At 61.7% G+C, this 20,254-nt stretch carries 16 protein-coding genes; 11 read left to right on the forward strand and 5 right to left on the reverse strand.

Annotation, left to right across the window (positions count from 1 at the left end; genetic code table 11):
* The first annotated feature begins 160 nt into the window (after positions 1 to 160).
* The 4 genes from dctP (at position 161) to RTH74_RS14160 (ending at position 4,061) form a co-directional block, all read left to right on the forward strand.
* Positions 161 to 1,150, forward strand: a complete 990-nt coding sequence (gene dctP / locus RTH74_RS14145; RefSeq protein ID WP_316915066.1) for a C4-dicarboxylate TRAP substrate-binding protein DctP — start codon at positions 161 to 163, stop codon at positions 1,148 to 1,150.
* A 137-nt stretch (positions 1,151 to 1,287) separates the two neighbouring features.
* Entirely contained in the window at positions 1,288 to 1,917 is a 630-nt protein-coding gene (locus RTH74_RS14150; RefSeq protein WP_316915067.1) for a TRAP transporter small permease, read from the forward strand.
* Positions 1,914 to 3,194: a C4-dicarboxylate TRAP transporter large permease protein DctM gene (dctM, locus tag RTH74_RS14155; RefSeq protein WP_179574791.1), complete on the forward strand. Its 1,281-nt coding sequence runs from the start codon at positions 1,914 to 1,916 to the stop codon at positions 3,192 to 3,194. Before RTH74_RS14150 ends, dctM begins: the two co-directional genes overlap by 4 nt.
* A gap of 195 nt (positions 3,195 to 3,389) precedes the next feature.
* A complete protein-coding gene (locus tag RTH74_RS14160; protein ID WP_125836212.1) occupies positions 3,390 to 4,061 on the forward strand; it encodes a DUF502 domain-containing protein in 672 nt (223 codons plus the stop codon).
* On the opposite strand, the gene RTH74_RS14165 is transcribed toward RTH74_RS14160, so the two are convergent.
* Positions 4,058 to 4,525 carry an Lrp/AsnC family transcriptional regulator gene (locus RTH74_RS14165; RefSeq protein WP_099526645.1) on the reverse strand — a complete coding sequence of 156 codons (468 nt, stop codon included), beginning with the start codon at positions 4,523 to 4,525 and terminating at the stop codon, positions 4,058 to 4,060. The genes RTH74_RS14160 and RTH74_RS14165 overlap by 4 nt on opposite strands.
* A gap of 127 nt (positions 4,526 to 4,652) precedes the next feature.
* On the opposite strand from RTH74_RS14165, the gene RTH74_RS14170 reads away from it, so the two are divergent.
* Positions 4,653 to 4,979, forward strand: coding sequence for a hypothetical protein (locus RTH74_RS14170; RefSeq protein ID WP_099526646.1), 327 nt, complete (start codon positions 4,653 to 4,655; stop codon positions 4,977 to 4,979).
* Positions 4,980 to 5,102: 123 nt separating this feature from the next.
* Complete coding sequence (locus RTH74_RS14175) at positions 5,103 to 6,887, forward strand: GspE/PulE family protein (RefSeq protein ID WP_316915068.1); 1,785 nt, start codon at positions 5,103 to 5,105, stop codon at positions 6,885 to 6,887.
* On the opposite strand, the gene RTH74_RS14180 is transcribed toward RTH74_RS14175, so the two are convergent.
* Positions 6,862 to 7,536 (reverse strand): murein L,D-transpeptidase catalytic domain family protein, encoded by a 675-nt coding sequence (locus tag RTH74_RS14180; RefSeq protein ID WP_316915069.1) that lies wholly within the window; start codon positions 7,534 to 7,536, stop codon positions 6,862 to 6,864. The genes RTH74_RS14175 and RTH74_RS14180 overlap by 26 nt on opposite strands.
* Before the next feature lie 165 nt (positions 7,537 to 7,701).
* Here RTH74_RS14180 and RTH74_RS14185 point away from each other — a divergent pair, with 165 nt between their 5' ends.
* The gene (locus RTH74_RS14185) at positions 7,702 to 7,956 is read left to right on the forward strand and encodes an NfeD family protein (protein WP_106735196.1); all 255 of its coding nucleotides are present in this window, start codon (positions 7,702 to 7,704) and stop codon (positions 7,954 to 7,956) included.
* 88 nt (positions 7,957 to 8,044) lie between these two features.
* On the forward strand, positions 8,045 to 8,374 hold the full coding sequence (locus tag RTH74_RS14190) for a DUF2388 domain-containing protein (protein WP_106735195.1): 330 nt from the start codon (positions 8,045 to 8,047) through the stop codon (positions 8,372 to 8,374).
* Positions 8,375 to 8,479: 105 nt separating this feature from the next.
* Here RTH74_RS14190 and RTH74_RS14195 read toward each other — a convergent pair whose 3' ends face one another.
* From RTH74_RS14195 to desA, 3 genes are all read right to left on the reverse strand, one after another.
* Positions 8,480 to 9,730, reverse strand: coding sequence for an OprD family porin (locus RTH74_RS14195; protein ID WP_099526650.1), 1,251 nt, complete (start codon positions 9,728 to 9,730; stop codon positions 8,480 to 8,482).
* 424 nt (positions 9,731 to 10,154) lie between these two features.
* The gene (locus RTH74_RS14200) at positions 10,155 to 11,126 is read right to left on the reverse strand and encodes a GGDEF domain-containing protein (RefSeq protein WP_099526651.1); all 972 of its coding nucleotides are present in this window, start codon (positions 11,124 to 11,126) and stop codon (positions 10,155 to 10,157) included.
* A 111-nt stretch (positions 11,127 to 11,237) separates the two neighbouring features.
* Positions 11,238 to 12,428: a delta-9 fatty acid desaturase DesA gene (gene desA, locus RTH74_RS14205; RefSeq protein ID WP_316915070.1), complete on the reverse strand. Its 1,191-nt coding sequence runs from the start codon at positions 12,426 to 12,428 to the stop codon at positions 11,238 to 11,240.
* 169 nt (positions 12,429 to 12,597) lie between these two features.
* On the opposite strand from desA, the gene dibA reads away from it, so the two are divergent.
* From dibA to RTH74_RS14220, 3 genes are read left to right on the forward strand one after another with little or no spacing between them, the layout of a single operon-like run.
* Positions 12,598 to 14,898, forward strand: a complete 2,301-nt coding sequence (gene dibA, locus RTH74_RS14210) for a phosphodiesterase DibA (protein ID WP_316915071.1) — start codon at positions 12,598 to 12,600, stop codon at positions 14,896 to 14,898.
* Positions 14,899 to 14,900: 2 nt separating this feature from the next.
* On the forward strand, positions 14,901 to 16,037 hold the full coding sequence (locus tag RTH74_RS14215; RefSeq protein ID WP_316915072.1) for an HDOD domain-containing protein: 1,137 nt from the start codon (positions 14,901 to 14,903) through the stop codon (positions 16,035 to 16,037).
* Positions 16,034 to 20,197 (forward strand): PAS domain S-box protein, encoded by a 4,164-nt coding sequence (locus RTH74_RS14220; RefSeq protein ID WP_316915073.1) that lies wholly within the window; start codon positions 16,034 to 16,036, stop codon positions 20,195 to 20,197. Before RTH74_RS14215 ends, RTH74_RS14220 begins: the two co-directional genes overlap by 4 nt.
* The last annotated feature ends 57 nt before the right edge of the window (positions 20,198 to 20,254 follow it).

Raw genomic sequence — 20,254 nt, forward strand, 5'->3', positions numbered from 1 at the left:
AGGGTTGCTCTAGGCTAACGTCAAGCGAACCCACAAGTACAAGTCCAGGCCTCGCTAATGCCACCGGCGTTTTCCTCCAAGCCGCCTAGACTTGCTCTTGTCCGTTCGTCAGCTGCGCCCCGGCGCAAATGCGATAAACACAACAAGAGGAAGCATCCGCATGTTCAAACTGACTGCCAAGGCGCTGGCTTGCGCCCTGTCCCTGTCCATCGCTGGCGTAGTTCACGCTGCCGACCCGATCGTCATCAAGTTCTCCCACGTGGTTGCCGAGCACACCCCGAAAGGTCAGGGTGCAGTGCTGTTCAAGCAACTGGCTGAAGAGCGTCTGGCTGGCAAGGTCAAGGTCGAGGTCTACCCGAACTCCTCGCTGTTCGGCGACGGCAAGGAAATGGAAGCGCTGCTGCTCGGCGACGTTCAGCTCATCGCCCCGTCCCTGGCCAAGTTCGAGCATTACACCAAGCAGCTGCAGGTATTCGACCTGCCGTTCCTGTTCGACGACATGGCAGCTGTTGATCGCTTCCAGAAAGGTCCGGAAGGCCAGAAACTGCTGACCTCCATGACCGACAAGGGCATCACCGGCCTGGCTTACTGGCACAACGGTCTGAAGCAGCTGTCGGCCAACAAGGCGCTGCTGGAGCCGAAAGACGCCCGTGGTCTGAAGTTCCGCGTACAGGCTTCCGCCGTACTGGAAGAGCAGTTCAAGGCCGTGCGCGCCAACCCGCGCAAAATGAGCTTCGCCGAGGTATACCAAGGCCTGCAGACTGGCGTGGTCAACGGTGCCGAGAACCCGTACTCGAACATCTACAGCCAGAAGATGCACGAAGTTCAGAAGTACATCACCGAGTCCAACCATGGCCTGCTGGACTACATGCTGATCACCAACACCAAGTTCTGGGACGGTCTGCCGGCTGACGTACGCGAAGAGCTGGACAAGATCATCGCCGAAGTCACCGTCGAGGTGAACAAGCAGGCTGACGCCCTCAACGAAGGCGACAAGCAGCGCATCGCCGAAGGCGGTACCACCGAAATCCTGACCCTGACGCCTGAGCAGCGCGGCCAATGGCGCGATGCCATGCAGCCGGTATGGAAGAAGTTCGAAGGCGAGATCGGCGCTGACCTGATCAAGGCCGCGCAAGCTGCCAACCAGTAATAAGGCCGGAGAGCCGTAGGGTGGGCAGAGCGTCGCTCTGACCCACCACGACGCCTGCGAAGGGCGTCGATCAACGTAGTTACCGGTGGGCCGGCTGCCGTCCCACCCTACGCCCTTTCCATTCGGGAGAACCGACCATGAACGCCTTGCGGCGCGTCTGGGAGCACTTCGAGGAAGGCTTTATCGCTTTCCTCCTGGCGACCATGACGCTGATCACTTTCGTCTACGTGATCCTCAACAACTTCTACACCCTGTTCTATTGGCTGGGTGACACCTTCGGCGGTAACGAGACCCTGCTCGCTATCGGCGACGCCATTCTCGACATGGCCCAGGCGATGACCTGGAGCAATGCGCTGACCAAAGCGCTGTTCGGCTGGCTGATCTTCTTCGGCCTGGCCTATGGCGTGCGCACCGCCGGCCACATCGGTGTCGACGCTCTGGTCAAACTCGCCCCGCGCGGTGTGCAGCGCGTGATCGGTGTGATCGCCTGCTCGGCCTGCCTGGGCTACGCCGGCCTGATCGCCGTCGGCAGCTTCGACTGGGTCAGCACCCTGTTCAAGGCCGGTATCGGCGCCGAAGACCTCGGCCACTACGGCATCCAGCAATGGCACATCGGCATGATCGTGCCGTTCGGCTACGCCATGGTGTTCATCCGCTTCCTGGAAATCCTCGTCCGTATCCTGCGCAACGAGCAGACCGGCCTCGGCCTGGCTGACGAAGCCGCCGATGCGCTGAAAATCAATGAGCACGAGGAGCCCAAGCAATGACCGTTCTGTTCCTCTTCCTGCTGCTGTTCCTGCTGATGTTCATCGGCGTGCCGATCGCTGCGTCGCTCGGTCTGGCCGGTTCGATCACCATCATGCTGTTCAGCCCGGACTCGGTGCGCTCGCTGGCGATCAAGCTGTTCGAGACCTCCGAGCACTACACCCTGTTGGCGATTCCGTTCTTCCTGCTCTCCGGTGCGTTCATGACCACCGGTGGCGTGGCACGTCGCCTGATCGACTTCGCCAACGCCTGCGTCGGCCACATCCGTGGCGGCCTGGCCATCGGTGCGGTACTGGCGTGCATGCTGTTCGCTGCGCTGTCCGGCTCCTCGCCGGCGACAGTAGCTGCGGTCGGCTCCATCGCCATCGCCGGCATGGTGCGTTCCGGTTACCCGCAGGCCTTCGGCGCCGGCATCGTGTGTAACGCCGGTACGCTGGGCATCCTGATTCCGCCGTCGATCGTGATGGTGGTGTACGCCGCTGCTACCGAGCAGTCGGTGGGCAAGCTGTTCATGGCCGGTGTGATCCCCGGCATCATGCTCGGCCTGGTGCTGATGATCGCGATCTACATCGTCGCGCGCATCAAGAAGCTACCGGCCCTGCCGCGTGCCAGCTTCCGCGAGTGGCTGCGTTCCGCCCGTGAGGCGTTCTGGGGCCTGCTGCTGATGGTGATCATCCTCGGCGGTATCTACACCGGCATGTTCACCCCGACCGAGGCCGCGGCCGTGGCGGCGGTGTACGCCGGCTTCGTTGCCCTGTTCGTGTACAAGGACCTGACCATCCGCGAGTGCCCGAAGGTGCTGCTGGAGTCCGGCAAGCTGACCATCATGCTGATGTTCATCATCGCCAACGCCATGCTCTTCGCTCACGTGCTGACCACCGAGCAGATTCCGCAGCAGATCACCGCCTGGGTGGTGGAGCTGGGTCTGCAGCCGTGGCAGTTCCTACTGGTGGTGAACATCGTGCTGCTGGTGGCCGGTGCCTTCATGGAGCCGTCGGCGATCATCCTGATCCTGGCGCCGATCCTGTTCCCGATCGCCATGCAGCTGGGCATCGACCCGATCCACCTGGGCATCATCATGGTGGTGAACATGGAGATCGGCTTGATCACGCCGCCAGTGGGGCTGAACCTGTTCGTCACCTCGGCGGTGACGGGGATGCCACTGACGGCAGTGATCCGCGCGGCGATGCCGTGGCTGATGCTGCTGCTCAGCTTCCTGGTGATCATCACCTATGTACCTGCGGTGTCCCTGGCCTTGCCAAATATGCTTGGCATGTAACGGTTCGACCAAACGCTACTACTTCGGTACCTTGTGTACCCACTACGCCCGGCCTTAGTGCCGGGCTTTTTTTGTTCGAAACAATCTGACGAAAAGTGCTGTAGCCATTTCGCCGACCACGCACACGGGCAAGACTGCACAGAATTGCCGTGCCTGGCGTAAAGTCACCGCCAAGATCGTCAAGGAAACCGTTACATGCTCAGACGCAGCCTGAAATCCGTCGTTACCACCTGGCTGACGGGTCTACTCGCGCTACTGCCGCTGGCACTGACCCTGGCATTGCTTGCCTGGATATTCAGCCTGCTTAATCGCCTGGTCGGACCTTCGACCCTGATCGGCCAACTGTTCGCAGCCCTCGGCCAGCCCTTCTCCAGCAACAGTTATCTGGCCTACATGCTGGGCAGTCTGGTGCTGCTGGCCAGCCTCTACCCACTGGGCCTGGCGGTACAACTGGGCTTGCGCCGCCCGCTGTCCTGGCTGATCGACCGCACCCTGCGGCGTACCCCGCTGATCGGCAATTTCTACAACCTGGCTGATCGATTCGTTGGCCTCCTGGACAAGAGCAAGAACCCCGATATCACCACCATGGCGCCGGTCTGGTGCTTCTTCGGCGGCGACGGCGCAGCGGTGCTCGCCCTGCGCCCGAGTTCGGAAAGCGTCGAACTGGAGGGACGCCCCTACTGCGCCATCCTCATCCCCACCGCACCGATTCCGGTCGGTGGCGGCCTGCTCTACGTACCAGAAGAATGGATACGCCCTGCCGACATGGGCGTCGATCAACTGACCAGCATCTATGTGTCCATGGGGCTCACGCCACCCAGCAGGCGCAACGTCGAGCAATCGCCGCCAGTGGTGATCAAGCCTTAAGTGAGCGGCAGGCTGGTGGTGGACTTGATCTCCGATAACGCCACGATCGAGTTCACCTCCTGGATCCCTGGTACCAGCGACAGCTTCTCGAAGAAGAAGCGCTCATAGGCCTCGATATCGCGGGTGACGATGCGCAGCATGAAGTCCACCGCGCCCATCAGCACGTGACACTCCAGCACCTCGGGAAACTCGCGCATGGCTTCGGCGAACTCGGTCAGGTTGGAGCGTCCGTGGGCGTTGAGTTTGACCTGGGCGAACACCTGCGTATGCAGGCCGATGCGCTTGCGATCGAGCAGGGTCACCTGCTTGCGGATCACCCCCTCCTCCTTGAGCCGCTGGATACGACGCCAGCAGGGCGACTGCGACAGGCCGATGCGCTCGGCGATCTCCGCCGTGGAGAGGCCTGCATCCTCCTGTAGCAAAGCAAGAATGCGTTGATCGTAGGCATCCAGCGCAATGGACATAAAAATTCCTCACCAGCCACTTATTCAGGTAAGTCTATCCACATAAACGCCATCAACACAGCAAACCAGGCAGAACTTTTGCCGAAATAAGGCGGAAACTTAGGCAAAACCTGCCTGAGCTGCCGCCATGCCTGATACCACGCCATTTCCGTCCGCCCATAATCGCCGCGATCCCTGGCAGGATCGCCCCGATGCTTGTGTCGAATACCAACTGCGCACCGACGCCGAGGCCGACGTCATGTGCCGGCTACTCGGCCTGTTCGCGCAATTGCAGTTGCTCCCCGAAGCCCTTCACATGCAGCGCCTGCAAGATGACCTGCATATCAGTCTGCGCCTGCCCGGTATCTCGCTGCATCGAGCCGGCGTGCTCGCGCAGAAACTGCGCGGCCTGGTGTGCGTATGGGAGGTCACCTGGCAGCACCTGGATCACAACCTGGTGACGGAGGTGGCCTGAAGCGGGCAATCGATCACGTCGGGCACTTCGCCCTGGTGGCACTTTTCGGGCATCCTAGCTCGGCTAAAAGGTCGTTGAAGAACGACCTGCTACCCTTGTTCAGGCCGACCCCGAGGAGCCCGCATGTCCGCCTTCACCGCCACTGCCCCCGACCGTGTACTGGATCTTGGCGACCTGCTACGCGAGCTGGTGGCCCAGGGCCGGGTGGATCAGGATGTAGCTGAGCAGTGCCTGGCGATCCGCCGCAGCTCACTGAACAACGCCCAGCATCCACTGGAGTTTCTGGCCGCGCAGCAGGTGGACGATCAGCAAAGGCCGGGCAAGAAACTCGACCTGGAAACCCTCACCACCTGGCTGGCCAACTTCGCCGGGCAACCTTACTTGCGCATCGATCCGCTGAAGATCGACGTGCCGGCCATCACCCCGCTGATGTCCTACGCCTTCGCCCAGCGTCACAAGATCCTCGCAGTGGCAGTGGACAGCGAAAGCGTCACCATCGCCAGCAGCCAGCCGCTGGTGCATAGCTGGGAAGCCAACCTGGTGCACGTGCTCAAGCGCCCGATCAAGCGCGTGGTAGCCAACCCCAGCGACATTCAGCGCTTCACCACCGAGTTCTATCGCCTGGCCCGCTCGGTCAGCGGCGCCACCGCCACCGACCAGAAGGTCAGCGGCGTCGGCAACTTCGAACAACTGCTCAGCCTCGGCGCCCAGGACCAGGAGCCGGACGCCAACGATGCGCACATCGTCAACATCGTCGACTGGCTGTTCCAGTACGCCTTCCAGCAACGCGCCAGCGACATTCATATCGAGCCGCGCCGTGAACAGGGCACCGTGCGCTTTCGCATCGACGGCGTGCTGCACACCGTCTACCAGTTCCCCGCGCAGGTCACCATGGCAGTGGTCAGCCGCCTGAAGAACCTCGGCCGCATGAACATCGCCGAGAAGCGCAAACCGCAGGATGGCCGAGTCAAGACCAAGACCCCGGATGGCAACGAAGTGGAGTTGCGCCTATCGACCCTGCCGACCGCCTTCGGCGAGAAGATGGTGATGCGTATCTTCGATCCGGAAGTACTGCTGAAAAGCCCGGATCAACTCGGGTTTTCCCCGGAGGACCTGCGCCGCTGGGCCAGCATGACCAGCCAGCCCAACGGCATCATCCTGGTTACCGGCCCCACCGGCTCGGGCAAGACCACCACGCTCTATACCACCCTCAAGCAGCTGGCGACCGAGGAGGTGAACGTCTGCACCATCGAAGACCCGATCGAGATGATCGAAGGTGCCTTCAACCAGATGCAGGTGCAGCACAACATCGATCTGAACTTCGCCAGCGGTGTGCGCGCGCTGATGCGCCAGGACCCGGACATCATCATGGTCGGCGAGATCCGCGACCTGGAAACCGCGGAGATGGCCATCCAGGCAGCGCTGACCGGCCACCTGGTGCTGTCCACCCTGCACACCAACGATGCACCCAGCGCCATCACTCGCCTGCTCGAACTGGGCGTGCCGCACTACCTGCTCAAGGCCACCATCCTCGGCGTCATGGCCCAGCGCCTGGTGCGTACCCTGTGCCCGCACTGCAAGGCGCCCGTGCAACTGGACGAAGACACCTGGAACGGTCTGACCCGGCCCTGGAGCTCGCCGCCGCCAAGCCAGGCGCATCACGCCGTCGGCTGCCTGGAATGCCGCGAAACCGGCTACCGCGGCCGCGCCGGCGTCTACGAGATCATGCTGATCAACGATGCCATCAAGCCACTGATCAACGCTGACACCGACCTTGCCGCCCTGCGCCGCGCCGCGTTCAAGGACGGCATGCGCAGCCTGCGCCTGTCCGGCGCGCAGAAGGTCGCTGCTGGGCTGACCACCATCGAGGAAGTGTTACGCGTCACTCCACAGAGCGAGCAACGCTGACGCTCGCGCAATCGCGATAGCGCTCATCGCTTATCTGAGGATGCCAGGCGAACAGGTACTGGCCGTCCTTGAGCTGATCCACCAGCACACCAATCACCTCCTGCTGCACCGCCGGACAGCCCAGGCTGCGCCCCATGCGCCCATATTTCTGCGCCCATGTCGGCGCCACGTAATCAGCACCATGGATCACCAGCGCACGGGCACGCGCCTGATCATTGAAGCCGGGCTCCAGACCATCGAGGCGCAGCGAATGCCCATGCCGCCCCTTGTAGCTTTCAGCGCCACGAAACAGACCGAGGCTGGACTGATTACTGCCAGGCTGATTGGAGAAATGCTCGGCAAACAATTCACCAGACTGGCGACCATGGGCAACGAACTCACGCTGCAGCAGACGCCCGTGCGTCAGATCGAAAACCCATAGGCGCCGCTCCAGCGAAGAGCGCGAGTAATCGATCACGGCTAACCGCCTGCCTTCACCCGCACCTTCGCGCTCGGCGCACCGCAGCGCCTGTAGTGCTCCTTGCAACGCACGCTGCTCCAACTGCGGCGCAGCACGGTGCAGGGCATTCAGGAGCTCACCGGCCACCGCGCCCTGTCCGGCCAGCAACAGAGCGGCAAGCAAAAACGCCATCAGTGAACGCGTAAACATGCCCTGGCTCCCACGTATGGCCTGGCATCTGCCCACCTTGCGAAGGGGTCGGCGGCAGAGCCCGGGCGACTGTGCTTAGATTGATTGATCGGGCAATGGAGTCTATGCGATGCACACCGAACGGCGATCAGCGAACAGTCTGAGTATGGGTAGCCGCGTCTTCCCATGATCACCTACCTGCAACATCTGTCGTTCTGGGACTGGCTGGCCCTGGCCACCCTGCTGCTGATTCTCGAGGTGTTCGGCGCCGGAGGCTACTTGCTATGGATCGGCCTGGTGGCCGTCGCGGTCGGTGCACTGACTTATCTGTTCCCGGAGCTACCCTGGGTTTGGCAATTTCTGCTGTTCGGCGCACTGGCAATACTCTCGGCATTGCTCTGGTGGCGTCATCAGCAACGAATGCGCAAGCTCAGCAACTGATCGGCCTGGCAACCGGCCATCGCCTGTAAGGAACCACCAGCGGCTTGCGCGACTCCTAGGAGAGGAGCCACCCCTAAGGAGTTTCATTATGCGTGTAACGAGCCGTGCCGCACTGGCGTTCAGTGCCTTTCTGATCGCCCAGACCGCAGCAGCCGATGGCATGCTGCGCGACATTCTTTCGTCGGGCGCAACCACCGCCTCGACCTACCTGACCTTCAAGGATCGCAAGCTGGTCGCCGCGGCCGAAGAGGACGCGAGCAGCTTCGTCGCCAGTAACGGCGAAATCCGCGGCCCGCACCTGGAAGCCGCGATGCAGCAACTGCGCAGCGCCAACCCGCAGTTGCAGGAAGCCGACGACATGGCGCTGGCCAGCGCCATTCTCGCGACTTCGGCAGCACCAGCTGACACCCCACGCTGAGCCGTCACCAGCCGTCCATAAAAAATGCCCGCATCCATAGGATGCGGGCATTTTTGATTGGCTTTCGGGACTCAGGCCTTGGCAGGCCTCCCAAAACCTCTCGCCTTACATCAGCGGCAGGGTGTAGCTGACGATCAGGCGGTTTTCGTCGATATTACGGCTGAAGTTGTTTCGCATAGTAGCGTTACGCCAGCGAACACCAAGGTTTTTCAAAGCACCTTCTTGGAAGACATAAGCGATGTCTGTGTTGCGTTCCCATTCGCGCCCCTCGGAAACACCAGCACCACGATCGATGTTGTCACCGGTCAGGTAGCGGGTCATGAAGGTCAGGCCAGGGATGCCAATGGAAGCGAAGTTAAAGTCGTAACGAGCCTGCCAAGACTTCTCGTCCTTGGCAGCGAAGTTACCGATCTGAACGTAGTTGACCAGGAACGGATCGGTACCACCGACATAGGCAAAGCCAGTATCGCCGTCCATCTGCTGGTAACCGATACCGAACGAGTGACCACTCAGCGCATAGGTAACCATGGCACCGAAGGCTTTGTTATCGACGTTACTTTGGCCATCATCGGTGGAGCGCGCGTAACGCAGATCAGTTTTCAAGCTCTGCTTGTCGCCCAAGGGCAGCACATGCACGAGATTGAAGGAGTGCTGCTTGTACATGTCTTCCAGGTTGGAATAGTAGTAACCAGCAGTCAGGTCGTTGGTCAGCTTGTAGTTACCGCCCGCGAAGATGAACTCGTTGCTCTGGTTCACGCCCTTGAACTGAATGCCACTGAACGAGTAGGTGTTCAGCGTCATGTCTTCATAATCTTGCGAGTTGCGGTTATTCACCTCATCCAAATAACCAGCGTCCAGTGTCAGACCTTCGATCTCCTGAGAAACCAAGTTACCGCCACGGAAAATCTGCGGAAGCAAACGGCTGTCGCTGGAGCCGATCGCCTGGTTTTTGAACTGCATATGACCAACACGCAGAGTGCTGTTGGAAACCTTGGCTTTGGCCGCTACAGCGAGGCCAGAGTAATTGTCCTGAGAACCACCCGAAGAGCGGTCAGGGACCAGCAGACCACTGCCTGCGGTGCCATCACCCGAGTCCAGCTTGAAGCCATACATGCCAATGGCATCAGCACCAAAACCAACGGTGCCTTCAGTGAAGCCAGAGTTCATACGCAGAATGAAACCCTGCGCCCACTCTTCTTGCTTGGACTGACCTGCACCTTCACGGAAATCACGGTTGAAATAGAAGTTACGCGCTTCCAGGCTGACCTTGGTGTCACCGATCAGGTCGGCGGACGCTACTTGGCTCAGGCCCAGGGTGCTGGCGGCTACGGCCAGTGCCAGGGAGGTCTTTCTCATTATGTTTCTCTCCAGTGTGTTTAAGGTGACGCATCGTCCGGCGCAGACTTCGGCACGAAGAGGCAGGCCAGAACGAATAGGGCACACACACCCATGAGCCATGGCACGGCAAAGCCGGGCTCGAATGGGCGCATGAAAAATTCAGGAAGAACGAAACAACGGCGAACGCAGCGGGACGGCCGGAATGAGGCGGGCAGAGTGGCGCATGGTGAGTGCTCTCGTCGTTGTTATTGTGCGCCGACATCCTAGCCGGCATCTTGCGGGGCCTATGCAGATAGCGCGCCAGCTTGGCAAAGTCGACGCGCAAGGCTTCTAGAACAGTAGGTTACATTTTTTCGACGAGTCGGTGGCTAACCGATGACAGTAGATGATCGGCAATTTTCCGCCCATGACAACCAGCTCTCAGGCGGAAAATCGCCAACCATCACCCTAGCACGATCTGATTCTTGCCTTGGCGCTTGGCCATGTACATCGCGGCATCGGCACGTGCATAGAGCGCGTCGAGACTGACATCAGTGGCCAGCAGGCTGGTCAGGCCCTGACTGACTGTAATGCCGAAGTGCCGACCTTCATGCTGGAAACCGAGGCGTTGCACCTCGCGCTGCAGCCGTTCAGCCACCTGCAATGCCACATCCTGCTCACAACCGGGGAACAGCGCCGCGAACTCCTCACCACCGATACGCCCGAACAGATCGCCGCGCCTCAAAGTGTTGCTGCCGCACTGCGCCAGGCGCCGCAACACCTCGTCGCCGATCTGGTGGCCGTACTGGTCATTGATCTTCTTGAAGTCATCGAGATCGAGCAGCAGGAAGGCCAGCGGGCTGCCGAACTTGCGCGCGTGCTCGAACTCACGGCGGGCGCACTCGAAGAAGTGCCGGCGGTTGCTGCTCTGGGTCAGCACATCGGTGGTTGCCAGGCGATGTAACTCGCCCTCCAGGCGCTTCTTCTCGGTGATGTCTTCGGCAATACCGACGATCACATGCCCCTGCTCGGTGCCCAGTTGGGGGCTGACGAAACACTTGTCGCTGAGCCAGCGCAATTGGCCATCGGCGCGAATGATGCGGTACTCGCGCGACTCCACCGCGCCAGTTTCCAATACCTTGGCCAGGCTTTCGGCGGCGTAGTCGATATCGTCGGGATAGATGCTGTTGCGCCACTCGCCATAGTCGGCCAACAGTAGCGCGGCAGAACGGCCAAAGATTCGCTCATAAGCAGGACTGACATAAATCATCCGCTGCTCGCTCCAGTCGAAGGCCCAGAGCACGGCATTGACGCTGCCAAGCAAGCTACTGAACAGCTGCTCGCGAACACCGAGACGCTCTACTTCGGCACGGCTGTGCAGTAGAGCCAAGGTCAGTTCTTCCAACTCGGAAACAGCCTTGCCCTGATCGTCCATTACAGCGGCCATCCGTCCTTCGCCTCGCATTGAAATTGAGCATAGTGCGAGCCGTTGGACAAACAAAAAGGCCCGCCAGTTCGGCGGGCCTTTGCTTGTCGCGAGCGGCGGTCAGGCAGTCGCGCTGGACGGTCGCAGCGAGTAGGTCTTGAGCTGTTCGGCGAACTCACGCAGCGACTGAATGCCGCTGGCCTCGGCCTCGTGGACCCACTGTTTCATGGCTTCGAGCATGTCGTGGCCGTTACTGCTGGTCTTGACCCAGATTTGCTGCAGCGCCAGGCGCTTCTCGTAGATCACCTTGAGAGCCTGACTCTGCGCCAGCATATCGGCGATATGCGCATGATGCTGCTCTTCCAACAGGCTAGGCTCACGCGACAAGAGGCGTTTTGCCCGACGGAAAAGGTGACGAACGGACTCGTCAGCCTTGGCCACTTCCTGCTTGACCAACGGCACGATCACCAACTTGCGGTATTGCGCCATGATCTGGAAACGGTTGTTGAGGATGGCCATGGCAGTGTCCATGTCCAGACTCGCCTTACCCTCGACCCGATGCGCAATCGGCGCCACGCGCTGCACCTTCGCCAGGCCGAGGAAGCTGAACAGCTTGATCCAGACCCAACCCATGTCGAACTCCCACTTCTTCACTGACAGCTTGGCGCTGTTAGGGTAAGTGTGATGGTTGTTGTGCAGCTCCTCACCGCCGATCAGGATGCCCCAGGGCACCAGATTGGTGGCAGCGTCGCGGCATTCGAAGTTGCGATAGCCGATAGCATGACCAAGACCGTTGATGACACCTGCAGCCCATACCGGAATCCACATCATCTGGATCGCCCAGACAGTCATGCCGAGTACGCCGAACAGCGCCAGGTCGATGATCGCCATCAATGTCACGCCACCAATCGGGTAGCGGCTGTAGACATTGCGCTCGATCCAGTCATCCGGGCAGTTCTTGCCGTAGATGCGCAGCGTTTCCTGGTTCTTCGCCTCTTCCTGATAGAGTTCGGCACCTTTACGCAGCACGGTGCTCAGCCCTTTGATGACCGGGCTATGCGGGTCGTCGACGGTTTCGCACTTGGCGTGATGTTTACGGTGAATCGCGGTCCACTCGCGGGTGTTCTGGCCCGTGGTCAACCACAGCCAGAAACGGAAGAAATGCTTGAGCGCGGGGTGCAGTTCCAGTGCACGGTGCGCAGAGTAGCGGTGCAGATAGACAGTCACGCTGACGATGGTCACGTGTGTCATCAGCAAAGTCGCAGCCACCAGCTGCCAGACCGACAGGTCGAGTAAACCGTTGTACCACATGGGCGCTGTTGCCTCTTGAAGGGGGAACGCGGTTTGTCCTACAAGGACAAACCTGATCACATTATCCCTGACCCATGCCAGAAAACCAGTTGGTCTTTTAGATGAGAATGTTTCAGTCCCACCCCCATCTATACTGACCCGCATTTACAGGGAGCGTAGTAGCCTACCCATGCGTATCGACACCGACGCCTTGCGTCTGACTCTGGGCTATCTGTTGCTGGCCTGCCTCTGGATACTGCTGAGCGACCAACTGCTGACCGCCCTCGGCCTGTCCATGGCGCAACAGGAGCGCCTGCAATCTTTCAAGGGCCTGTTCTTCGTCGCGCTCACCAGCTCACTGCTTTATCTGGTGCTACACCGTCATGCGCAACAACATCGACGCGCACGCCTGGAGTTGGCCGGCAACGAGGAACGCCTGCGCCTGGCGCTGGATGCCACGCGCGACGGCTTGTGGGATTGGGACGTGAGCAGCCGCCGAGTGTTCTTCTCCGAGGGCTATGCCAGGCTGCTGGGCCTCACCCCGCAAACCCTGGGCAATACCCGCGAAGATTGGGCCGCGCGCCTGCATCCGGATGACGTGGAGCGCGCGCTGCATGCGCTCAACGCCGATTTGAGCGAGCAGCCCTACGAAAACATCTACCGCCTGCGCCACGCCGACGGCAGCTATCGCTGGATTCACTCGCGCGGCCGCCTGCTGCGTGATGAAAACGGCCAACCGCAGCGCTTCATTGGCATCGCCAGCGACATCACCCAGCAACGCGCCACCGACGATAGCCTGCGCCAGGCCGCTGCGGTGTTCGATGCGACTCAGGAAGGGGTACTGGTCACCGATGCCGAACAGAGCATCGTGCACGTCAACCCGGCCTTCAGCCGCATCACCGGCTACAGCAGCGAGGAAATCCTCGGCCAGCACCCTAGCCTGCTCAAGTCCGGCCGCCATGACACAGCCTTCTATCAGAGCCTGTGGCACGCGCTGCAGAACTGTGGAGGCTGGAGTGGCGAGGTATGGAACCGGCGCAAAAGTGGGGAGATTTATCCGCAGTGGCAGTGCATCCGCGTTATTCACGATGAACAGGGGCGCGTCAGCCACTATGTGGCGGTGTTCTCCGACATCACCGCACTCAAGCGCTCGCAACGCGAGCTGGACTACCTGGCCCACCACGACCCGCTGAGCAACCTGCCCAACCGCCTGCTGTTCACCGAGCGCGTCGCTCATGCGCTGGAGCGCAGCAAGGTCGAGGAGCTTCGCGGCGCAGTACTGCTGATAGATCTGGACCACTTCAAGCACATCAATGAAAGCCTCGGCCACAACGTCGGCGATCTGTTGCTCAAGGCCGTCGGCGAGCGTTTGCAGCAAGGTTTACCCACTGGCACCACCCTGGCCCGGCTAGGCGGCGACGAGTTCGGGCTACTCAGCGAAAACTGCGCCGACGCAGCCCAGGCAGCCGAACTTGCACAAAGCCTGCTGCGCAGCCTGGAAACATCCTTTCGTCTCGGCGGCCACGAGCTCTACATCGGCGCCAGCATCGGCATCAGTCTGTTCCCCGAAGATGCCGACAGCGTCGAGCAAATCCTGCGTAACGCCGACTCGGCGCTGTTCAAGGCCAAGAGCAGCGGTCGCGAAGGCTATGCCTTCTACGTGCAGGAGCTGACCGACTACGCCCGGCAACGCGTGGAACTGGCCAGCAGCCTGCGCCATGCGTTGGACAACGACGAGCTGCGCGTGTACTACCAGCCGCTACACGACCTGCGTGACGGCCGCCAGGTAGGCATGGAGGCGCTGGTACGCTGGCAACACCCGCAACGCGGGCTGATTCCCCCAGGCGAATTCATCCCGATTGCCGAGGACAACGGCATGATCGGCGCCATCGACGCCTGGGTTCTGGAGCAGGCCTGCCGCCAGATGATGCGCTGGAACGCCGAAGGTCGTGCACTGAGCTTCGTTGCGGTGAACGTCTCCAGCCGCCTGTTCAGTCGCGGTGAACTCGATATGAAAGTGGCACAGGTACTGGCAGAAACAGGCCTGCCGCCTGAGCAGCTGGAGCTGGAGGTCACCGAGAGCGCGATCATGGAAGACCCGGATGCAGCGCAGAAACTGCTCATCAGCCTGCGTGCCCTGGGCGTACGCCTGGCCATCGACGACTTCGGAACCGGTTATAGCTCTCTGGCGCGCCTCAAGCGTCTGCCCGTGGACAAGCTCAAGCTCGATCAGAGCTTCGTGCGCGGCCTGCCCAACGACGCTGAAGACGCCGCCATCGCTCGTGCCGTGATCGCACTGGGCAAAAGCCTGGGCCTCAAGGTCCTTGCCGAAGGTATCGAACAACCAGCCCAGGCCGACTTTCTGCGTGAGCTAGGCTGCAACTATGGTCAGGGCTATCACTTCGGTCGCCCACAGCCGGTGCCCGTCAACCCCGTTGACGCCAACACCCCAGGCGAAACACAGGACAGCCACCCCAGCACCAGGAACTGAGCATGCGCGTGCTGATTCTCGAAGACGATCCCTGGATAGCCGACCTGCTCAAACAGATCGTCCTCAGCCTGTGCCCGAGTGCCAAGGTCGACTGTCAGAGTCGCGTCGTCGATGCCCTTGCAGCCTGGAAGCGGCAGCCGGCCCAGTTGGTCATCAGCGACTGGCACCTGCCCGACGGTAACGGCATCCAGTTGCTGGAAGCGGTGCGTCAACGCAGCCAGGATATCCCGCTAGTCATGGTCACAGCGCGCGCCGACCGCGACAGCGTGCTAGCCATACGCCCGTTGAATATCAGCGCCTTCATCAGCAAACCCTTTCAGGTGCCCAAGGTAGTCGCCAGCCTCCAGCCGCTATTGGCGAATGCCCAGATCATCGCCGGTGAAATCGACACCGTCGGGGATTTTCTCCAGCAACTTGCAAGCCTGACCGATGACGCTCTCGAACTGCCACTGCGTGAATCCCTGTACCAGCGTCTGCGCGATGTGCCTCAACCCTTCGACAATCTGCAGCAGCTCGGCGACCTCTGGCAGAACGACCCAGCCGTTCACGCGCGCTTGATCGCAGCGGCCAACAGTGGCAACTACAACAGCGCCGGGCAGCCCTGCGTGACCCTCAACGAAGCGGTGCAACGCCTCGGTCAGGCCACTGCAATCAATCTGATTCAAGGCCTCGCGCTTCGGCCGCAGGCGGTACTGAGCGACCCCGAGCTGCAGCGCCAGGGCGATGCGCATTTCGTCCATGCCCTGCGCCTGCGCCAGCGTATTGCTGAGCTGGCGCGTAGCAGCCGGGTTGATCCGGCGCCGCTGCACAGCGCCGCACTGCTACAGCGTATGGGCGAACTGGCCCTGCTGGATCAGGCGCAACGCTGGCGCAGTACCGGCCGAGAGCTGGACGAGCAAACTCTGGACACCGCCCTACAACGTCATAGCAGCCAACTGGCCAATCGACTCAAGGCGCACTGGCGCCTGCCTATCGCACTGCGCGAGTTGATCGGTGCCTGCTACGCCCTACCCCCTGGCAATACACGACGTGACACGGTGGTCATGCGCCTGGCCAGTGCCGAACTGCTGGGCGCCGAAGCGCCGGAAATCGAGCGCCTAAGGCGTCTCGCTGGCCTGGCGCGGACAGGCGCACGATGACCAGCAATTCGCGGCCGATTGCCATTCGCTGGATCGTGGTCGGCGGCAGTCTGTGTCTTGCGCTGTTCTTCGCCTTCCTCGGGCGCCAGGCACTGCACGAGCGTGAGGCGCTGTGGCAATTGCAGATGAACAAGCAGGCCGAGGCGCAACGTCTGGCACTGCAAAGCGTTCAGCACGGCCTGCGCGAGCGTGCGCAGTTGCTGGCCGAGGCCATCGCCGCCGACGCCTGGGTAGCCGAGCTGGTGCGTCAGGCGTCGGTCCTGCCCATGGATGACCAAGGCGACCTGACCCGCATCCGCAACCAGCTCTACACCCGCCTGGCACCGCGCTGGCGCAACATGCAGGTGCACCGGCCGTTTCGCCTCTACGTCCATCTGCAAGACGACGCACGCATCCTGCTGCGGGTACACGAGCCGCAGCGTTTTGGTGACACCCAGGAGGCCATGCGCCCGTTATTGCTGCAAGCCCTGCGTACGGGCGACAGTCGTGCAGAACTGAACCTTGCTAACAACAGTATCGGCATCCGTGCCGCGGCGCCGCTGCTGATCGATACGCAAAACGGTCAACGCCAGGTCGGCGCCATCAGCGTGGCGATGGATGTGCTCGAGGATCTGCCGCAACTGGATCGGGAGCTCGGCGCTGGCATCGCGCTACTACTCAATGCTGCGGCCGAGGCCGGCATGCAAGCCGATCAAGTGCCTGCGTGGCGTCTGGTCCAGCAGACACGTCCACAGGCGCAGATCTGGCTACGAGCGGATCTTCTACCCTCTCCCAGCGAGGGTAACAGCCAGCGTCTGCTGGAGGATGGCGGGCAACACTACCTGCTCAGCCAGCTGTCAATGGCGACCTCGCCACAGCCCGGCTCTGCGGCCATGGCCACGGTGCTGACCTGGCGTGACGTCAGCGAACTCTATGCCGTGCATGAACGCGACAAACGCTGGCTGGTAGTCAAATGGCTGCTCGCCTGGTGCGGCGCCGAAGCCTTGCTGATGATCCTGCTACGCGCGACACGTCGCAGTACCCAGCGCCTGATGCAACGCCAGCAGAGCGCGCTGCACGCACTCAACGAGATTTCTGCACTATCGAGCCTGAGCGGCAAGGAACAACTGCGCGAAGCGCTGCGCATGGGGGCCAACTACTTCGACATGCCGCTCGGCGTGATCGGCATGATCGACGCCGATCACTACCGCGTCCTGGTCCAGGTCTGTCCTGACACGCAGCTCGAGGACGGCCAGACCTTCGCCCTAGACGAAACCTATTGCAGCCTGACCTACGCCCAGGACGACATTCTCAGTATCGAGCGCATGGCCAGCTCACCTTATCGGGAGCATGCCTGCTACGCCCGCTTCGCCCTGGAAAGCTATATCGGTACGGCGATCTGGGTCGATGGCCGCAGAGTCGGTACCCTGGCCTTCTGCGACCAGCAAGCCCGTGACCGTCAGTTCGACGAGAACGAACGCGAATTCCTGCGCCTGTTCGCCCGCTGGGTCGGCGCCACCCTGGAGCGCGAGCAGCAGCAACAGGCACGGCAAAACCTGCTCGAACGCCTTGCCAGCATCATCGAAGGCACCGACGTCGGCACCTGGGAGTGGAATGTGCAGAGCGGCGCCACCGTGTTCAACGAGCGCTGGGCGCAGATGCTCGGCTACCACCTCGAGGAACTGCAGCCCACCAGTGTCGAAACCTGGAAGCGCTTCTGTCACCCGGATGATCGCGAGCCTAGCGAACGCATGCTGCGACGCCACTTCGCTGGCGAGTTAGCCTTCTACGACCGGCAGATACGCATGCAGCACCGAGACGGGCGCTGGCTGTGGGTACAGGTGCGCGGCCGCCTCTCCAGCCGCGACGAGCAAGGCAGACCGCTGCTGATGTATGGCACCCACACGGACATCAGCGCAGCGCGGCAGCGCGAGGATGCGGTGATCGAGGCGCGAGCGTTCCTGCAGACCGTGCTGGATTCGGCCAGCGGCGTTGCCATCATCGCCACCGATCCGAACGGCCTGGTCACCCTCTTCAACTCTGGCGCAGAGCGCCTGCTGGGCTATAGCAGCGACGCCGTGATCGGCCAGATGACGCCCGAACGCTTCCATCTGCCCAGCGAAATCGACGCTCGGGCCCAGCAGCTCAGCATCAGTTGCGAGCATCCGGTCAGCGGCTTCCAGGTCTTCACTCACAACGTACGTAATGGCGAGTCGGAAACCCGCCAATGGACGTATCTGCACAAGGATGGCGGCCAGCGCCTGGTCAACCTCACCACCAACGCCATCTTCGACGCCAGCGGACAGATCACCGGTTTTCTCGGCATCGCCAGCGACATCAGCGCCCTGCAGCAGGCCACTCGCGCACTGCAGCAGAGCGAAAGTCGCTTCCGTGGCCTGGTCGCCAACCTGCCCGGCGTGGTCTATCGCTGCGCCAACGACAGCGACTGGAGCATGCGTTACGTCAGCGACGAGATTCTCAGCCTGACTGGCTACCCGCCCAGCGACTTCATCGACAATCGCGTGCGCAGCTTCTCCAGCATCGTCCATCCCGACGACCTGCCGATCACCTACCTCGCCAACGACAGCATCGCTCGCCAGGAAACCTTCGAGCTGACCTACCGCCTGCGTCACGCCGATGGCCACAGCGTCTGGGTTCGCGAGAAAGGTCGCGGCGAGCACGACGCCCAGGGGCGCCTGGTCTGGGTCGACGGTTTCATCTGGGACATCAGCGAGCGCAAGGTCATGGAAGACGACCTGCGCCTGAGCCAGCAGCTGTTCAGCAGCGCCTTTGCCACCGCACCACAGGGCATGGCGCTGGTAGCCATCGACGGACGCTGGCTGGAAGTCAACGACGAGCTGTGCCGCATGCTCGGCTACAGCCGCGAGGAAATGCTCGCCCTCGATTTTCAGCGCATCACCCACCCCGACGACCTCGGTGCGGACCTGCGCAACGTCGACGACCTGCTGGCCGGGCGCATCAGCGCCTACCAGATGGAAAAGCGCTATCTGGACAAACAGGGCCAGGTGCTCTGGGTACTGCTCAGCAGCGCTCTGGTGCGCAACGCCCAAGGCCAGCCCGTGCATCTGGTCGCGCAGATCCAAGACTTCAGCGACCGGGTTGCCGCCGAGCGAGCGATTCGCGAACGCGAGCATTACCTGCGCACCCTGCTCGACAACGTCATCGATGCCATCGTCACTCTCGACGAGGAGGGCCTTATCGAAACCTTCAATCACGCGGCCGAACGCATCTTTGCCTACAGCCAGACCGAGGTCGCTGGGCGCGACATCGCCACGCTGATTCCAGGCATGGCCAGTGACACCCTGCGCCACGGCTGCGCCAGCGATCAGATTCGCGAGATGGAAGGCCTGCGCCTGGGTGGCGAACGCTTCCCGCTGGAACTGGCGATGTCGCAGATCAGCCACCAGGGCCAGGTGCGCTTCATCGCGGTGATTCGTGACATCGCCGAACGCAAACGCATCGAGCAGATGAAGAACGAGTTCGTCTCCACCGTCAGCCACGAACTGCGCACACCGCTGACCGCCATCGCCGGCTCGCTGGGCCTGATCAACGGTGGCGCACTCGGCGCCGTGCCGCAGGCCATGGCGCACATGCTGAGCATCGCCGAGGCCAACAGCCAGCGCCTGAGCGCGCTGATCAATGACCTGCTGGACATGGAAAAGCTGGTCGCCGGCAAGATGCATTTCGACCTCCAGCGCAGGCCACTCAAACCACTGCTGGAACTGGCACTGCTGCATAACCAGCCGTATGCCGACCAGCATCAGGTACGCCTCGAACTGCATGCAGAGCATTATGTCGAAGTCCGGGTCGATACTCAGCGCCTGGCTCAGGTGCTGGCCAATCTGCTGTCCAATGCCGCCAAGTTCTCACCGGCTGGGGCCGTGGTGCAGGTCAGCCTGGAGACAATGGCTGACAAGCTGCGAGTCAACGTGCGCGATCATGGCCCGGGTATCCCCGCGGCATTCCATTCGCGCATCTTCGCCAAGTTCTCTCAGGCCGACGCCGGCGATACCCGGCAGAAAGGCGGCACCGGCCTGGGTCTGGCGATTTGCAAGGAAATCATCGAGCGCATGCACGGGCGTATCGGCTTCAACTCGGTGCCTGGCCAGGGCGCGACCTTCTGGTTCGAGCTGCCGCGCGTCGATGAAAGCGAGACATGAAGCCTACGCAAGGCTAACAAAGCTGTACCACACTGCAGATAGCAGCCAACGGCCGGG

This window comes from Pseudomonas sp. zfem001, assembly GCF_032621725.1.
In the GTDB taxonomy this organism is placed as follows: domain Bacteria; phylum Pseudomonadota; class Gammaproteobacteria; order Pseudomonadales; family Pseudomonadaceae; genus Aquipseudomonas; species Aquipseudomonas sediminis.